Here is a 16,397-nt window from a genome sequence, read left to right as displayed (position 1 = left end):
TCTTCAATAAATTAGTGGCTCTGTAGAACAGTTGCTAATCGTAATAATGACAAATTTAACGATCTGTGGTTTAAATGTGTCAATTAGATTTGATGGTGTAAAGGATAAGGATTTACAAATATACGGCTTTGCAGGCGAATGTGAATTGATAGTGAATTAATAACATATGAAACGGGATTGCATGCCTGAACAAGCCGGTAAAACACGAATGACGCATGGGGAAGACATTATTTGACAAGATTTGGGACAGCCACATTGTGGCCAGCAAGCCGGGGTTCCCGGATGCGGTGTACATCAACACGCACTTTATACACGAAGTAACCAGCCCCCAGGCTTTTGACGGCCTGCGCAAGCGGGGCATTCCCGTGTTCAGGCCGGGGAAAACCCGGGCTACGGCAGATCATAACGTACCCACGGTAGACCAGCACCTCCCCATCAAGGAGGCCCTGAGCCGTAAGCAGGTGGAAATGCTGACCACCAACACCGCCGAGTTCGGCGTGGAACTGTACGGGCTGGGGCACCGCTACCAGGGTATTGTACACGTCATAGGCCCGGAGCTGGGCATTACCCTGCCAGGTATGACCATTGTGTGCGGGGACAGTCATACCTCCACCCACGGCGCCTTCGGTGCCGTAGCTTTCGGCATCGGCACCTCCGAGGTAGAGCAGGTGCTGGCTACCCAGTGCATCCTGCAGTACAAGCCCAAACGCATGAAAATTGAGGTGAACGGGCAGTTGAAGAAGGGCGTGGTATCCAAAGACATTATCCTTTATATCATTTCAAAAATATCCGCTTCCGGCGCCACCGGTTATTTTGTGGAATATGCCGGCGAGGCCATCCGCGGCCTCAGCATGGAAGCCCGCATGACCATCTGCAACATGAGCATAGAAATGGGCGCGCGGGGAGGGCTCATAGCACCAGACAGCACTACCTTTGATTATATAAAAGGCCGCGAGTTCGCTCCCAAAGGGGAAGACTGGAACAAGGCCCTGGCCTGCTGGCAAACCCTGCACACCGATGAAGACGCGGTGTTTGACAAAGTGCTCAGCTTTGACGCGGCAGATATTGAGCCGCAGATCACCTACGGCACCAACCCCGGCATGGGCATGGGCGTAACGCAGCATATCCCTTCCCTGGGAGACATTGAAGACAAGGAAAAACCTTCCTTCTCCAAATCGCTCCAGTATATGGACCTGGCCCCCGGCAGCCGCCTGCTGGGCAAAAAGGTAGACTATGTGTTCATAGGCAGCTGTACCAATTCCCGCATAGAAGACCTCCGCATGGTGGCCGGTTTTGTGAAAGGAAAGAAGAAGGCGGACGATGTGACCGTATGGATCGTTCCCGGCTCCAAACAGGTAGAGGCGCAGGCCATAGAAGAGGGGATAGACAAGATATTTGAGGCCGCCGGCTTCCAGTTGCGGCAGCCCGGCTGCTCCGCCTGCCTGGGTATGAACGAAGACAAGATACCCGCCGGCAAGTACTGCATTGCCACCTCCAACCGCAACTTTGAGGGGCGGCAGGGGCCCAATGCCAGAACTTTCCTGGCCAGCCCGCTAACGGCCGCCGCGGCAGCCATTACCGGCCGGGTAACAGACGTGCGGGAATTGATTTGATGGTTTCTTTAATGCAACACAATGAGCAAACAGTTTAAAAACATGGTATCCACCGCGGTACCTTTATCAATAGAAAATATAGACACGGACCAGATCATCCCCGCCCGCTTTCTGAAAGCCACCACGCGGGAAGGTTTTGGCGAGAACCTGTTCCGTGACTGGCGTTTTGACGAACAGGGCGCTCCCAAAAAGGATTTTGTGCTCAACAACCCGGTGTACAAAGGCCGCATACTGGTGGCCGGCAAAAACTTCGGCTGCGGCTCCTCCCGCGAGCATGCTGCCTGGGCATTGGGAGACTATGGTTTTAAAGCGGTAGTGAGCAGTTTTTTTGCAGACATCTTTAAAAACAACGCGCTGAATAATTTTATACTGCCCATCCAGGTGAGTGATGAATTTTTACAGCAGATCTTTTCGGCCATTGAAAAAGACCCCGCGGCAGCACTCGAAGTGAACCTGGAAGAACAGTACATCCGTATTGTGCCAACGGGAGAACAGCAGCAGTTTGACATCAACCCGTACAAAAAGACCTGCCTGCTGAACGGGTATGACGATATTGATTACCTGTTGAGCCTGCGTGAACAGATAGGAACGTACGAAGCATCAAGACCATTCAATTTCTAAAACAATATATGGGAGTTACAAAAAAAATTCTGGTTATACCCGGAGACGGGATCGGGCAGGAAGTGACCGCCTGGGGAAAGAAGGTACTGGAGACGATTGCTGCGAACTACAAACATACGTTTACTTTTGATGAAGGCATGATGGGGCATGTGGCCATTGAAGCCACCGGAGATCCGCTGCCGGAAGAAACGCTGAACAAGGCGCGCCAGAGCGACGCCATTTTATTCGGCGCCATCGGCCACGCCAAATATGATAACGACCCTACGCTGAAAGTGCGCCCGGAACAAGGCCTGCTGAAGATCCGCAAGGAGCTGGGCCTCTATGCCAACCTGCGCCCCATCAAGCTGTTTGATGACCTGCTGCAGGCTTCCAGCATCAAGCCGGAAATTCTGCAGGGCGCAGACATTCTTTTTTTCCGGGAACTGACAGGAGATGTATACTTCGGTGAAAAGAAGCGGAGCGATGACCGCGCCACCGCTTCCGACCTGATGATCTATCATAAATATGAAGTAGAGAGAATTGCCCGCCGGGCCTACGAAGCCGCCCGCACACGCCGTAAGAAGCTCTGCTCCGTAGACAAGGCCAATGTACTGGAAGCCTCCCGCCTCTGGAGGGAAGTGGTGCAGGAAGTGGCCAAAGAATACCCTGATGTGGAAACCGAACACATGTTCATAGACAATGCCGCCATGCAGCTCATCAAAGACCCGAAACGTTTTGACGTGGTGGTGACCGGCAACCTCTTCGGGGACATCCTCACGGATGAGGCCTCCCAGATAGCCGGCTCCATGGGCATGCTGGCCTCCGCCTCCGTAGGGGACAGCGTAGGTTTTTATGAGCCTATCCACGGCTCCGCGCACGATATTACCGGCAAAGGTATTGCCAACCCGCTGGCTTCCATGTTGTCTGCCGCCCTGCTGCTGGATATTTCGTTCGGCCTCAAGGAAGAGTCCCAGCGCGTGATCCGCGCCGTAGACGCTACCTTGCGCCAGGGCTTCCGCACCATGGACATTGCCAACAAACATACGCCCAATGATTTTGTACTCGGTACAGACGCCATGGGCACACAGGTATTGAAGAATCTTAACTAACTAATTAATTCATACATCATGGACAACAATCGTGTTTATGTTTTCGATACTACCCTGCGCGATGGCGAACAAGTGCCGGGCTGCCAGTTGACCACCGTGGAAAAGATCATTGTGGCCAAAGAACTGGAAGCCCTGGGAGTGGATGTGATTGAGGCCGGTTTCCCCATTTCCAGTCCCGGCGACTTCCAGAGCGTAGTGGAGATCTCCAAAGCCGTTTCCGAGCCGGTCATTTGCGCGCTGACCCGCGCCAACACGGCAGACATTGACGCCGCCGCATCCGCCCTGCAATACGCCAAACGCAAGCGCATCCACACCGGTATCGGCTCGTCAGACATGCACATCAAATACAAGTTCAACAGCACCCGCGAGGCCATCCTGGAACGTGCCAAAGAAGCCGTGAAATATGCCCGCAAATTTGTAGACGATGTGGAGTTTTATGCCGAAGACGCAGGCCGCGCAGATAATGAGTACCTGGCCCGCATGGTAGAGGCCGTTATTGCCGCCGGCGCTACCGTGGTGAACATCCCCGATACCAACGGCTACTGCCTGCCCGAACAATACGGCGCAAAGATCAAATACCTGATGGACAATGTGTCCAACATAGATAAAGCCATCATTTCCGTACACTGCCATAACGACCTGGGCCTGGCCACCGCCAACACCATAGCCGGTGTGATCAACGGCGCCCGCCAGGTTGAATGTACCATCAACGGCATTGGCGAAAGGGCTGGCAACACTTCCCTGGAAGAAGTAGCCATGATCCTCAAAACACACCATGCCCTGGGGTACACCACCGGCATCAACAGCAAAAAGATCTACGAGATATCCAACCTCGTGTCTAACATGATGCGCATGCCCGTGCAGCCCAACAAGGCCATTGTAGGCCGCAACGCCTTTGCGCACAGCTCCGGCATCCATCAGGACGGTGTACTGAAACACCGCGAGAACTACGAGATACTCAACCCCGAAGATATCGGGCTGCAGTCCAACTCCATCATCCTCACCGCCCGCAGCGGCCGCCACGCGCTGAAGCACCACCTGGAAAGGCTGGGCTACAAAATTGACAAGATCAATCTTGACGAAGTATACACCCGCTTCCTCGAAATGGCGGACTCCAAAAAAGAAATTACGGACCACGATCTGCAGACCCTCATGGGAGACGGCAACAAAGACCATTATGACGATAATAAAGGCATCAAGGTAACGCTGTTGCAGGTAGTTTGCGGAGACCCGCTGCGCCCCATGGCTACCGTGAAGCTGAAAGTGAACGGTGAAGAGAAAGAGGCCAGCTCCGCCGGCAACGGCCCGGTGAACGCCACCATCAACGCCATTCACGAGATCATTAAAGATAAGATCAGTATAGACGAGTTCAGCATCCAGGCCATGCATGGCGGCAGTGAAGATGTGAGCAAGGTGAACATGCGCGTACTGCATGACGGGAAGTCTTATTACGGCTTCGGATACTCAACAGATATTGTGAACGCCAGTGTGCATGCATATGTAGATGCGTTGAACAAGATTTACTAAGGAGTTATTTTGTCTGTATAAAAAAGCGCTGCTTCGGGTTCGGGGCGGCGTTTTTTTTTGTATATTGGATTTTAAACTTGTTTTACCCGTTCTTCAAACCTATATCTATTTTTTATGATAAAAAAGACCCTCCTTTCTGTTACCCTGCTACTTATTGTATTGGCATCAAAAGCACAGGTTTTTACCCAGCAATTGCAGGTTACCAATAACAACCGGGATTACTATGTTAACCGGGCAATTACAGGTGAAACATCTGAGAGCATTGAGCCTACTTATATATTGCTGCATAAAGCCTATGCAGGCGTATTCCTGGAAGAACACCACGTGATGGGGAAAATTACGGCTATCCGCGGAGGCGTGAGCGCATGGAACAGGAAATGGACGGTGGAGGTGAATACTTCAGCCGCATCCAATCAAACACGCGGTACACTAATTACCTACAACGAAACGTCCAGACTTGTTACGCTGGTGTATAACAGTATCAGCTATCTGGCGGCTGAAATAGGGACCAACTCTCTCATGGGTTCCATTACATTTACAGGTTACGCCCGAAATGAAATGTTAACATTGGTTACGCACCAGCAGGTCAGCAATGTGCAGCCGTTTTCAAACCTTTCGGATATTATTTCACTGAACGGCAGAACGGTAATATCAGATCCCCATCCCAGCGGCAACCTGGTAGTGATTGGCCCGGGGGCCGATGTGAACGCGGGCTCAGGCAACCTGTTGAGTAACGGCCTGGTAGTAATGGCCACTACTACTGCCCGCAATGCCACCAAAGGTGCGCAGATAGAATTTGCTATTCCCAGGGATGCATCTGGCAACTGTTTTGGGCAGGGAAGGATACTGACGGTAGCAGGTGACGGCGTGATGAACAATCTCACCGGCAAAATGCTGATTGGAACCAGGCGGGCATTTAATAAAGCCGGCGGTGGCGTGCAATGGTATTATGGTGATGACATTGTAATAGATGGTACTGGCAACGTAGGCATCGGTACCCTCACCCCCCAGGCCAAGCTGGCGGTGAATGGGGACATGTTTGCCAAAAAGGTAAAAGTAACTGCCACCGGCTGGTCAGACTTTGTATTTGATCCGTCTTACAAACTGCCGTCTCTCTATGAAATAGAGCGCTTTATTAAGGCCAACCGGCACCTGCCTGATATTCCTACTGAAGCGGAGGTGAAGGAGAAGGGGATTGATGTGGGAGAGATGAACAAGTTGCTGTTGCAGAAGATCGAGGAGCAGATGTTGTATATTATTGAGCTGCGGAAAGAGGTGGATGGGTTGAAGAAGGCGATAAAGGGAGAAGCCAAGTAGTTTTTGTGGCGGATGAATGTAGACCGGGGGGCTTTTTCAAAAAGGCCCCCGGTCTACATTCGATATTTCTTATTCACCTGTGATAAAATTAAATGCTCTACTGGGAGCAATCTTCAAGCTGGCCGCTATAGTTATAACAATACTGCTTAATGATGTTCCGGTATTGATCGCGCACTAGCTGCAGCCTGCCAAAACCATCATATTCATAATAAGTCACGATATTATTGGCGTCACAAAGGCTGGTAATGCCATATATGGGATCGAAGGTAAAAGTACTGATCCTGGAAGATTTAGGATAGAACCTGACCTCATCCAACTGGCCGTTCAAATTGATCGTGAAGCTGTTAGTGCTGACGGTAACTTCGGTTGATACCAGGCTCCAGTTGCTTCCATTTTTATTCCAATATGATAAAATATACTTCCCATTGCCAATGCCCGAGAGGGCTTTACTAAAACCACCTGTACGGCTCTTCAGGCCGGTCTTGCTATCTCCTGTGGTGCTATTGCCGTCAGTGTCTTCAAAGGATGTAAAAAAAACGTCAGATGCCGCTCCATTCAGAATTTCGGCAATAGGAAGACAATTGTTGTATCCATAAATATATGAGTGAAGCGCATCGTCCACTTTTTGCTGCGAGAGCAGGTTCCCGTTCTGGTCATATTGAACAAACCTGATACGGGCCTCTTCCAAACCTGTTCCGTTCTTTTCCAGTATTTCGTCCGGAAGGTACTGGAGGGCTGTTTGGTATTGTTTGTAATTTGTTTGCCTGCGCTGCCTGAGTGTACTATTGTTGAAGACTTCTTGTCGTAGCGGTTCGCCGATACGGTTTTGCGAAATAAGGCCCAGCTTGGCTGTTTCATGCGCGCCTGAAAGAGCAAGATCGTTCGGGTAGTACTGTTTTGTTCTGATGCTGTCACCTTTGCTGGTAGTAGCTACTGTTTCAGACAAACGATAGCTTTCATCGTAGATATAACGCGTGAATTTCTCCAGGGGTGTTGTGCCTGTACGCAGATCATAGAGGGTCTCTTTCGTACTTTCCAGCAGCGAAATAGTGGGGGTTGCCTCGTACATACTCTGAATACTGAGCTGATCCTGCTCCATGCATTCGTGGAATGGGGTGCAGGTATAATTCGCTGTTATTAGTACGTGAAGGTTCAACACCTTGAGGCTATCTACCAATACGTTATTGTAAGTATTGACAGTTTTGCTGACAACCTTGTATTGGCCATTGTCTTTTTTGTAGTTGGTAACCTTAATCGGCTTACCTCTGAATTCTGACCGGCTTTCTCCAGGGGGGAAGGCCCCGCTAACATCAAATATGTCTGGTTCATGCGAAAAATCATAGCGGGTAACACCCTGTTCATGCGCGCTGTCTACATACTCGAAAACGGTCTTATAACCAATATAACTGCCGCTATGGCTGGCTATTGTTGCGGTAGGGTCTGAGAGTAACCTGAAACCGCTCGCATGCAAACAATCTCCAATATCATTGTACCAGTAGCAGGTGAATAGATGTTTTTTTATGAAGTGCTCATAAGAGGGCCCGAACATATCGCCAGAGCTTGTATCCCCGCCAAGCTCCGTTACGTAAGAATAATAGCGGTTATATTGGTTCCCGCTTTCATCGCTATGAATGGCCTGTTTGAGCCTCAACCCACCTGTATAATGTTTATCCGGGCCTGTTGTATCAATTCTCTGGAAGTCAATAATGAAAAAGAAACTTTGGTACATTGGCGGCGACTGGGTGAAGCTTGCCTTCATTTCATAGCGCCCGTTCGGTACGTATGAAGCGGTAATGGGAGCCGTCACATAAAAATTGATATGGGAATTACCCGGGTCCAGCCCTCTTAATGTAAGCAAGGCGCAGGGATTGGCTTGCCCGTTTATTTCGCAGCCCAGATCACCGAACACCGCATTGATAAAAGCGCCGCCACCAGGGGTATTATTGTTCAGAAAATAGTCCGGAGGATTGTTGATGCTGAACTCTTCCAGAAATGTGGTAGCATTGGGATCTTCCTGCCCTTCGAGATCAACAATTTGCTTGACATAGGTGGAGTTAGAGGGCATATCAATGCCTTGATTGCTTTCATAAATAAAAGAAGTACTGCCGCCTGTTGGATAGGTCAGCTTGGTAAGAATGCCAAATTGCGGATAATTTATATCCACCAGCCGATTAGCGCCAGCCAGTACTTGCGGGCCGCTGGGGCCGGCAATGATAGTAGTAGGTACCAGCGTGGTGTTGACCTTACCATTAAAGTACCCCCAGTAGTCTTGCCCGAAGCTCACCCGGCAGGGTACCGGGGTGAGCGTATCATAGTTCATTTTAAATTCCTCGTAGCTTTCGCTGTTCCTGGCATTGTAGTGCAGCACTCGTTTCAACATCAGGCGCTTTGATTCATAAGGAGATATGCCGGCAATAATGGAGCAGTTCTGGTCATTGAAATTGGCTGTTAAGTAATTGTATTCAAACCCCCACTTGCGTTTCAGATTATTTCCCTTGTCATATACTTCTATAGCGGCCAATGCATGCCCTCCCTGCAGATCCTGCCGCTCTGCCGTATCTCTTATAAACTGCACGTAGCCCGTACCAAAGTGAATGGCAGCAATATTTTTACTTTGGATGCTGGTGGTAGACATTCTTGCTGATTCTTCGCCGCAAGGGTCGTACATCCCTATTGATCCCGAATTGATAGTGCGTGTATGAACAAGCTCAACTGTATAGTTGAATACCAGGCTGTCTGTTTTGTTGGCATTATATATTCTGGAAACAAACCAGCTGTTGGTGGTCAACGGGCCTTGAAAAGCACCTGAGCTTTGCGAGGTTTCAGGTTCCCTGAACTCATATATGGTACCGTCATCATCAGTAATTTCAAAGCCTGCTGAATAGGGGTGGTCAATAATTCTGATATTAGAGTAGGGGTCTGACTGGTAGCGGCCGGTTTTTTGGTTCCAGTAAAAACGGCCGCTTTTCCCGGCGAGCGTAAAGTAAAAGATATCGGCTTCCAGGTCCATTGCTCCGCCGGTCAATTCACAGATATGCTGAAAATAGATATCGTCTGCGGTTGTCTGATGGCCGAATATGTTGACAAGGGTATCTGAAGTGAAACCGGCATATTTGTGGCGGATGCCGGGAGTAATTTCGTCAATACTCCCCCTCACAGTTCTTGATATATTGGGGATAACAGACATGTTCCATCCCATCCCGACCCTGGAAGGCACATCTTCCACCTTATTGCCTCCGGCGTGATAAGATAGCATCAACGGTAGTGAAAGCTCTTTTGATTTTATGGTGTACAACGGCAGCTTAATATCAGGAATGCCTGTAAAATGGCTAACAGGCATATCGCCGTATTTGGCAATGGCTGCCGCTTCAGGGCTCAGAGGAGCCACTTTTCGAAGTTCCAGTAGTTGGGCTTTACCGGTTTGGGCCAGCAGACAGGCGGTTACGATCATGAAAAAGCACTTGCTGAAATGTTGTTGAGTACGTTGTACAGTATCGCGAAGGGATCTGGGTCGAAGGGTTAAATATATCATAAGGTATCGGGTTCTGATAAATAAAGATAGGAAAAACAATCAAAATTCCGAAGCCTGGCATGATCGCAATTTGCTATCCATGCCTTAAACCCCTAACTTTATGGCGTGAATAATTTCCATGAGCCATGACCACCAAACCCACCACCATAGACAGCCGCAAATGCCAAACACTGGACGATTTCTACAAAACCATCGCCAAAGCCCTCGCATTCCCGTCACACTTCGGCAATAACCTGGACGCCCTGTCTGACTGCCTCTCCGAAATAAACAACAACAGCAAAATAGAAATAACGGACTTCGATTTCTTCCTGATAGAAGAATCAGACACCACGCGCAACAACGTGCTGGATGTATTGCAAGACGCCGCATCCCGCCACAACCTCAACGTGGTGGTGAGTTAACAGGGGCATTTTTTCCGGTGCCTGGCGCCGCTACGCCAGGCCCGTATCAAACGGCACAGCCACATCCCGGGGGCAAACAAAAAAGCCCCGGCAACAAAGGTCACCGGGGCTAAAAGAGCGTTCAGTATCCTATTGTTTGCGCTGCTGCAGCTCCGCCAGCTTCTTCTCCAGCTTGTTCCTGTCTTTCATATACGGCGCCAGGTCAAACAGTTCCACCTTGCGGTATTCTACGGGGTGGCTTTCGCTCTGCAGCGAAATGTAGCCTTCAGACAGCAATTTTCCGTCCTGCTTGTAAGCAGGGTCATAGTGAGACACGTTGCCGCCGCCTATCTGCGGTTTTTCGTAGGTCAGCACCGTATCTTTTTCTACAATGTGTTTGATGATGGAGTCGCCCAGTACCAGTACTTCCGCGCGCACCCATACATCTCCATGGTAGGTTTTTGACTTGGAGTCTACGCAATGCGGCGTGAAGAGTTTCCCGTTCATCACCACGTTGGTGCCGGGGGTGCAGAGGTTGGCGGTGGTGCGGTTGCCGGTGCCTTTGCCGCCCAGGAGCTGCACTTCAATGGAAATGGGAAAGTCCTGGTCTTTGCCCATGCTGGCTGCCGGCTGGCAATGCAGCATGGCGCCGCTGTTGCGGAAGGCCCAGCCGGGGCCACCTTTCACCTGGTCGCCAATAAAGCGGTATTCCATCACCAGCAGGTAGGCGGAGAATTTTTTCTTGTGGAAGATGTGGCCGTATTGTTCATTGAAGGCCTCATATTGGTCATAAGACACGCACAGCTTGCCGTCCCGCACGCGGAAGGTGTTGCCGTAGTTGTCATTCAGGGCGTGGCCTGTAATTTTAACGTCCCAGTCTTTGAGGTCTTTGCCGTTGAAAAGCTGGTACCATCCGTTTTTGGGCTTTTGTGCTGCGCTGATGCCGCAGATGAGGGCTAGCCCCAGGGTCATCAATAATTTCATTTTTACCATAGACGAGTAGCGAATTAGGCTGTTAAGCTATAAAAATTATTGCAGCTCCTCAAACCCGATGTCCATCAGCGGAAAACGGGAAGGGTTTTTCAGGTAATAATGCCACCACTCTGTTTCGAGGGCCACAAAGCCGTGGGCTTCCATGAGGGAGCGCAGCAGGGTGCGGTTCTCCAGCACTTCGGGGTCCAGGTCCATATAATCATGGTGGGCTTTTTCGGTGAAATCGTCATAAGGCGTGGGCATGGGCAGTTCCTGCCCGGTCTTGAGGTAGATGAGCGTGAGGTCTACCGCTACGCCGCGGTTGTGGCCGGAGCCGGTTTTCGGATCGGCGGCATACCGGTCGTCCGGCACTATCTCCCACATTTTTTCCGTGACCCGGTAGGGGCGGTAGCCGTCAAATATCTTGAGGCCCAGGCCCATGGGCTCCAGGAACTCCTGCAGGCGCACCAAAGCCTCATAAGCGGGCTGCCGCAGGTATACGGCGGCAAAGGGGTACAGCACCTTTTTCGTAAAGTTCTGCGTGGTGGCATACTTTACATCTATGGCCATATTATCTACTTTTATGAGCCGCATCTGCCCGTCTGCCCGCACCTGTTGCTCGTACAGCTGCCGGGTGGTAACCACCGGCAGGCCATATTTATTAAGAGGGATTTCCTGCGCCGCCAGGCATAAAGGGGCCAGCAAAAGACAGAGGATGAATATATTTTTCACTAGAATCGATTTAGACAGTCTTAAAAATAGGCAAGAAAGTACAAAATGTAGCTAAAAAAGAATTGCAATTAGCCTTATAATTGAGGTATTTTAGAACCTTTAAAATTACACGAAGATGAGTTTTTTCCGGTTAGATGGAAAGGTGGCCGTTGTAACAGGCGGTGGAAGCGGCATAGGACAGGCCATCGCCAAATGCCTGGCGGCCAGTGGGGCGCTGGTGCATGTGCTGGAGCTGAATGAAGCGGGTGGCCAGGGTACGATAGACGAGATCAAAGCCGCAGGCGGCCAGGCCCAGGTGCATGGCTGCAACGTGGCAGACCAGGCAGCGGTGATAGCCGTGATGCAGGGCATCATTCAAAGTCGCGGCCGGCTGGATATCCTGGTCAACTGCGCGGGCATTGCGCACGTGGGCAAGCTGGAAACCACGGCGGAAGCGGACTTTGACAGGGTGTTTGCCGTAAACGTAAAGGGTACGTACAATTGCATGTACGCGGTAATAGAACAAATGAAAAAACAGGGCGGCGGCGTGATCCTCAACATTGCGTCCATTGCGGCCACGGTGGGCATTCCCGACCGTTTTGCCTATTCCATGAGCAAGGGGGCGGTAATGACCATGACGCTGTCAGCGGCCAAAGATTACCTGGCAGACAAGGTACGCGTAAACAGCCTTTCGCCGGCCAGGGTGCATACGCCCTTTGTTGACGGCTTTATTGCCAAAAATTACCCCGGCAGGGAAGCGGAGATGTTTGACAAGCTGTCTAAAACACAGCCCATCGGCCGTATGGCCAAACCGGAAGAAGTGGGCTACCTGGCGCTGTTCCTCTGCTCTGACGAAGCCGGTTTCATCACCGGTTGCGATTACCCGATTGATGGCGGATTTATTAAGCTGAATAACTAGACCGATGAAATTAATATATGCCGCCATGGCCCTGCTGCTGGCTGTTGCCGCCTGCAACAGCGGCGGGCAGAAGAACGGCGAAGAACAAAATGCCACGGATGAAGCGCAACTGCGGCCGGCCCAGCCTGCCGGTACCATGCAGGTAGTGATACAAGACAGGGATAAAGATACTTCCATCGTTACCTTCCATTTCACAATAGATACCATGCGGTATGAAAGAACGTACAAAGATCTGCCGCTGGTGAAGGATTTTCCGGATACGGCCATCTACCGCGTTTTTTGGGACGAGCCTAATTCCGTGTGGATCGGTTTTATCAAACCCAACCGAGATACCCGGTATTACCATGCCTCGCAAGACGGGAAGCGCCTGAAGGTGTTGTGGGTGCCTTCTCCGCCGCAGAAGATCTACCGGTACATGGAAAAGGTAATGGGCCTGGGAGACGTGATCCGCCAGCAACCCAAGCTCACCCGGTATGAAAAGAACATCCAGTCGGGCCTCATCCTGGAAGACTTCATAGTTGCCCTGAAACCGGGCAGCAGCAAGAATGTAACGAATGTGTACATGAAGTTTGCGGGCGTGGAGCGCACGCTGGAAATGCCGGTGCCCGATGGCGCAAAGCCTTACATACAGGCGCTGGCGGATGATGAAGCGATAGTAGGCGTGGAGGTGAACGGCGAGCTGGAAGAATTTTACCAGGTAAAAGTAGTAAATGGCCGTTTAGGCTATAAAACATTGCAAACAGTAATAAAATAACAAAAGATATGAAACTGATCAGGTTCGGATTACCGGGAGAAGAAAAACCGGGTGTAGTAACAGCGGCAGGTATGTTTGACGCTTCCGCTTTCGGGGAAGATTTTGGCGAGCGTTTTTTTGAAGCAGACGGCCTCAGCCGTTTTGCCGCATGGTGGGCGGCTAATGAGGGCAAATGCCCGCAGGTACCGGAGGGCACCCGGTTGGGCGCTCCCGTTCAGCGGCCTTCCAAGATCATTTGCATCGGCCTCAACTATGCGGACCACGCCAAAGAGACCGGCGCCGCCATCCCGAAAGAGCCGATTGTGTTCTTCAAGTCCACTTCCTCCCTGGTGGGCCCGAACGATGACCTGGTGATCCCCCGCAACAGCGTTAAAACAGACTGGGAGGTGGAACTGGCCGTGGTGATCGGTAAAAGAACGAGCTATGTGGAGGAAAAAGATGCGATGAACTATGTGGCCGGCTACTGCCTGCATAACGACTACAGCGAACGCGAGTTCCAGCTGGAAAGAGGCGGCCAGTGGGTAAAGGGAAAAAGCAACGATACATTTGCGCCGCTGGGCCCCTGGCTGGTTACGAAAGATGAGATCGCCGATGTGAACAACCTCCGCCTCTGGCTCACGGTGAATGGTAAAAAGTACCAGGACGGCAATACTTCCAACCTCATCTTCAACATCCCCTTCATTGTATCTTATCTCAGCCAGTTCATGACCCTGCTGCCGGGCGATGTGATTTCTACCGGTACGCCCGCAGGCGTAGGCCTGGGCCTCAACCCGCAGGTGTTCCTGAAAGCGGGCGATGTGGTGGAGCTGGGTATTGACGGGCTGGGCGCTTCCAAACAAACGGCAGTGGCCTGGAAAAAATAGTTCACCATGAAAAGATATTGTTACACGCTCGATCTTAAAGACGACCCGGCCGTAATTGCGGAATACGAAAAGATACACCGCGGCATCTGGCCGGAGATCCACCAGAGCATCATCGATGCGGGCATTACCGTGATGGATATTTACCGCACCGGAAACCGCCTGTTCATGATCATGGAAGTGGACGATACGTTCACCTTTGAGCGCAAGGAAGCCATGGACGCGGCCAGTCCCATTGTGCAGAAATGGGAAGCGTACATGTGGACGTTCCAGCAGGCCATCCCCACAGCCAAACCAGGTGAGAAGTGGGTATTGATGCACCAGATATTTGCTTTGTGACAGGGCGCATGCCGGGAAGAACTGAACGGCAGATGACAGGACAGGTTATGCATATCAGCTGGTGCTTCCTGCATGGGCGCGCACCGGTGAGAAACTGAACTTTTTTTATGATCATAGACTCCCACCAGCATTTCTGGATATTTGATCCCGCACGGGATACCTGGATGACGGATAACAGCATCCGTAGAAACTTTTTGCCCGCAGATCTTGCGCCTGTGCTGGAAGCCAACGGCGTAAACGGCTGCGTGGCCGTTCAGGCAGACCAGAGCGAAGCGGAAACCGATTTCCTGCTGCAACTGGCGGCGGAAGATGATTTCATCAAAGGCGTGGTAGGCTGGGTAGACCTGCGCAGCCCCAACGTAACGGAGCGCCTCGCGCATTTCTCCCAATATCCCCTGCTGAAGGGTGTCAGGCATATTGTGCAAGGCGAACCCGACAAGGAATTTTTGCTGCGCGAAGATTTTGGCCGGGGCATTGCCGCGTTGAAGCAGTTTGACCTGGCGTACGATATACTCATTTACCCGCACCAGTTGCCCGCTGCCGTAGCTTTTGCAAAAAAGTTCCCGGAGCAGCGCTTTGTGGTAGACCATCTGGCCAAACCGGATTTTGAAACAGGGGAGCTGAAAGGCTGGGAGCAACACATCCGCGCGCTGGGCGCCATGCCTCACGTGCATTGCAAATTGAGCGGCATGGTAACGGAGGCAGACCTGCAAAACTGGCAGCAGGAGGATTTTATTCCTTTCCTCAACGTAGCGCTCGAAGCCTTTGGCCCCGGCCGCCTGATGTTCGGGTCAGACTGGCCGGTATGCCTGATGGCGGCGTCTTACCCGCAGGTGAAGCAGATCGTGACGGATTACATTGCCACTCTTTCCGCGGCAGAACAGGCGCAGATCATGGGCGGCAATGCGGCAGCATTTTATAAATTAATTTAAACAATACATCAAAATGGATCTCGGATTACAGGACAAAGTGGTGATCGTTACCGGCGGCGCCAAAGGCATTGGGGAAGCGGTGGCAAAACTGGTAGCGGCAGAAGGCGGCATAGCCGTTATTGCCGGCCGCAAGGAGGCAGACAATGAAAAAGCCGTGGCGGCCATCCGCCAGGCAGGCGGCAAGGCGTTTGGCATACAGGCGGAACTGGGCAACGTGGAAGATTGCAAGAAGGTGATAGACCTTACCGTGAAAGAATACGGCAGAATAGACGGCCTCATCAACAACGCCGGCGCCAATGACGGGGTGGGCCTGGAAAACGGCAGCCCTGAAAAATTCATGGCGTCCCTGCAGAACAATCTTTCCCATTATTACAACCTGGCCCACTATGCCTTGCCTTACCTGAAAGCAGTGAAAGGCAACATTGTGAACATCGGCTCCAAAGTGGCCGCCACCGGGCAGGGCAACACCTCCGGTTATGCCGCTTCCAAAGGCGCTATCAATGCGCTCACCCGTGAATGGGCCGTGGAGCTGCTGCCGTATGCCGTACGTGTGAATACGGTGATACCCGCGGAAGTGTGGACGCCCTTGTACGAGACCTGGATCAACTCACTGCCCAACCCGCAGGAAAAACTGAAGTCCATCGTGTCCAAAATTCCGCTGGAACAGCGCATGACCACGGCAGATGAAATTGCGGGCATGACGGTTTTCCTGCTCAGCGGCCTTTCCGCGCATACTACCGGGCAAATCGTGTATGTAGACGGTGGGTATACGCACCTCGACCGTTCCATCAGTTAATACAGCGCGCATTAAAATTCCACTGATAATTATTCA

The 16,397-nt window shown here is 51.4% G+C and carries 15 protein-coding genes; 12 read left to right on the top strand and 3 right to left on the bottom strand.

Annotation, left to right across the window (positions count from 1 at the left end; translation table 11 throughout):
* Positions 1-215: 215 nt before the first annotated feature.
* The 5 genes from leuC to D3A97_RS01290 all read left to right on the top strand — a co-directional run bounded on the left by leuC (position 216) and on the right by D3A97_RS01290 (position 6,166).
* On the top strand, positions 216-1,613 hold the full coding sequence (gene leuC / locus D3A97_RS01310) for a 3-isopropylmalate dehydratase large subunit (protein ID WP_119075903.1): 1,398 nt from the start codon (positions 216-218) through the stop codon (positions 1,611-1,613).
* A 21-nt stretch (positions 1,614-1,634) separates the two neighbouring features.
* The gene (leuD, locus tag D3A97_RS01305; protein ID WP_119075901.1) at positions 1,635-2,234 is read left to right on the top strand and encodes a 3-isopropylmalate dehydratase small subunit; all 600 of its coding nucleotides are present in this window, start codon (positions 1,635-1,637) and stop codon (positions 2,232-2,234) included.
* An 8-nt stretch (positions 2,235-2,242) separates the two neighbouring features.
* Positions 2,243-3,322, top strand: a complete 1,080-nt coding sequence (gene leuB, locus D3A97_RS01300; RefSeq protein WP_119075899.1) for a 3-isopropylmalate dehydrogenase — start codon at positions 2,243-2,245, stop codon at positions 3,320-3,322.
* Positions 3,323-3,340: 18 nt separating this feature from the next.
* The gene (locus D3A97_RS01295; RefSeq protein WP_119075897.1) at positions 3,341-4,849 is read left to right on the top strand and encodes a 2-isopropylmalate synthase; all 1,509 of its coding nucleotides are present in this window, start codon (positions 3,341-3,343) and stop codon (positions 4,847-4,849) included.
* A gap of 114 nt (positions 4,850-4,963) precedes the next feature.
* Positions 4,964-6,166 (top strand): hypothetical protein, encoded by a 1,203-nt coding sequence (locus D3A97_RS01290; RefSeq protein ID WP_119075894.1) that lies wholly within the window; start codon positions 4,964-4,966, stop codon positions 6,164-6,166.
* Positions 6,167-6,263: 97 nt separating this feature from the next.
* On the opposite strand, the gene D3A97_RS01285 is transcribed toward D3A97_RS01290, so the two are convergent.
* Positions 6,264-9,617: a hypothetical protein gene (locus tag D3A97_RS01285; protein ID WP_157986298.1), complete on the bottom strand. Its 3,354-nt coding sequence runs from the start codon at positions 9,615-9,617 to the stop codon at positions 6,264-6,266.
* 206 nt (positions 9,618-9,823) lie between these two features.
* Here D3A97_RS01285 and D3A97_RS01280 point away from each other — a divergent pair, with 206 nt between their 5' ends.
* Complete coding sequence (locus tag D3A97_RS01280) at positions 9,824-10,099, top strand: barstar family protein (protein WP_119075888.1); 276 nt, start codon at positions 9,824-9,826, stop codon at positions 10,097-10,099.
* 129 nt (positions 10,100-10,228) lie between these two features.
* Here D3A97_RS01280 and D3A97_RS01275 read toward each other — a convergent pair whose 3' ends face one another.
* Positions 10,229-11,050 carry a 3-keto-disaccharide hydrolase gene (locus D3A97_RS01275; protein ID WP_232825813.1) on the bottom strand — a complete coding sequence of 274 codons (822 nt, stop codon included), beginning with the start codon at positions 11,048-11,050 and terminating at the stop codon, positions 10,229-10,231.
* Positions 11,051-11,107: 57 nt separating this feature from the next.
* Positions 11,108-11,782 carry a M15 family metallopeptidase gene (locus tag D3A97_RS01270; RefSeq protein ID WP_119075886.1) on the bottom strand — a complete coding sequence of 225 codons (675 nt, stop codon included), beginning with the start codon at positions 11,780-11,782 and terminating at the stop codon, positions 11,108-11,110.
* A 115-nt stretch (positions 11,783-11,897) separates the two neighbouring features.
* Between D3A97_RS01270 and D3A97_RS01265 the strand changes: the two genes are divergently transcribed.
* The 6 genes from D3A97_RS01265 (at position 11,898) to D3A97_RS01240 (ending at position 16,361) form a co-directional block, all read left to right on the top strand.
* On the top strand, positions 11,898-12,680 hold the full coding sequence (locus tag D3A97_RS01265; protein ID WP_119075884.1) for an SDR family NAD(P)-dependent oxidoreductase: 783 nt from the start codon (positions 11,898-11,900) through the stop codon (positions 12,678-12,680).
* A 4-nt stretch (positions 12,681-12,684) separates the two neighbouring features.
* Positions 12,685-13,434, top strand: a complete 750-nt coding sequence (locus D3A97_RS01260; protein WP_119075881.1) for a hypothetical protein — start codon at positions 12,685-12,687, stop codon at positions 13,432-13,434.
* An 8-nt stretch (positions 13,435-13,442) separates the two neighbouring features.
* Entirely contained in the window at positions 13,443-14,297 is an 855-nt protein-coding gene (locus D3A97_RS01255; RefSeq protein WP_119075879.1) for a fumarylacetoacetate hydrolase family protein, read from the top strand.
* Positions 14,298-14,303: 6 nt separating this feature from the next.
* Positions 14,304-14,633, top strand: a complete 330-nt coding sequence (locus D3A97_RS01250; RefSeq protein WP_119075877.1) for an L-rhamnose mutarotase — start codon at positions 14,304-14,306, stop codon at positions 14,631-14,633.
* 107 nt (positions 14,634-14,740) lie between these two features.
* A complete protein-coding gene (locus tag D3A97_RS01245; protein ID WP_119075875.1) occupies positions 14,741-15,565 on the top strand; it encodes an amidohydrolase family protein in 825 nt (274 codons plus the stop codon).
* Between the two features lie 13 nt (positions 15,566-15,578).
* Positions 15,579-16,361, top strand: coding sequence for an L-fucose dehydrogenase (locus tag D3A97_RS01240; protein WP_119075872.1), 783 nt, complete (start codon positions 15,579-15,581; stop codon positions 16,359-16,361).
* Positions 16,362-16,397 lie beyond the last annotated feature (36 nt).

The sequence above is a fragment of the Chitinophaga alhagiae genome, assembly GCF_003568665.1.
Classification (GTDB): domain Bacteria; phylum Bacteroidota; class Bacteroidia; order Chitinophagales; family Chitinophagaceae; genus Chitinophaga; species Chitinophaga alhagiae.
Note: the sequence above shows the minus strand (reverse complement) of the source record. Positions and strands in the feature narration are given on the sequence as shown.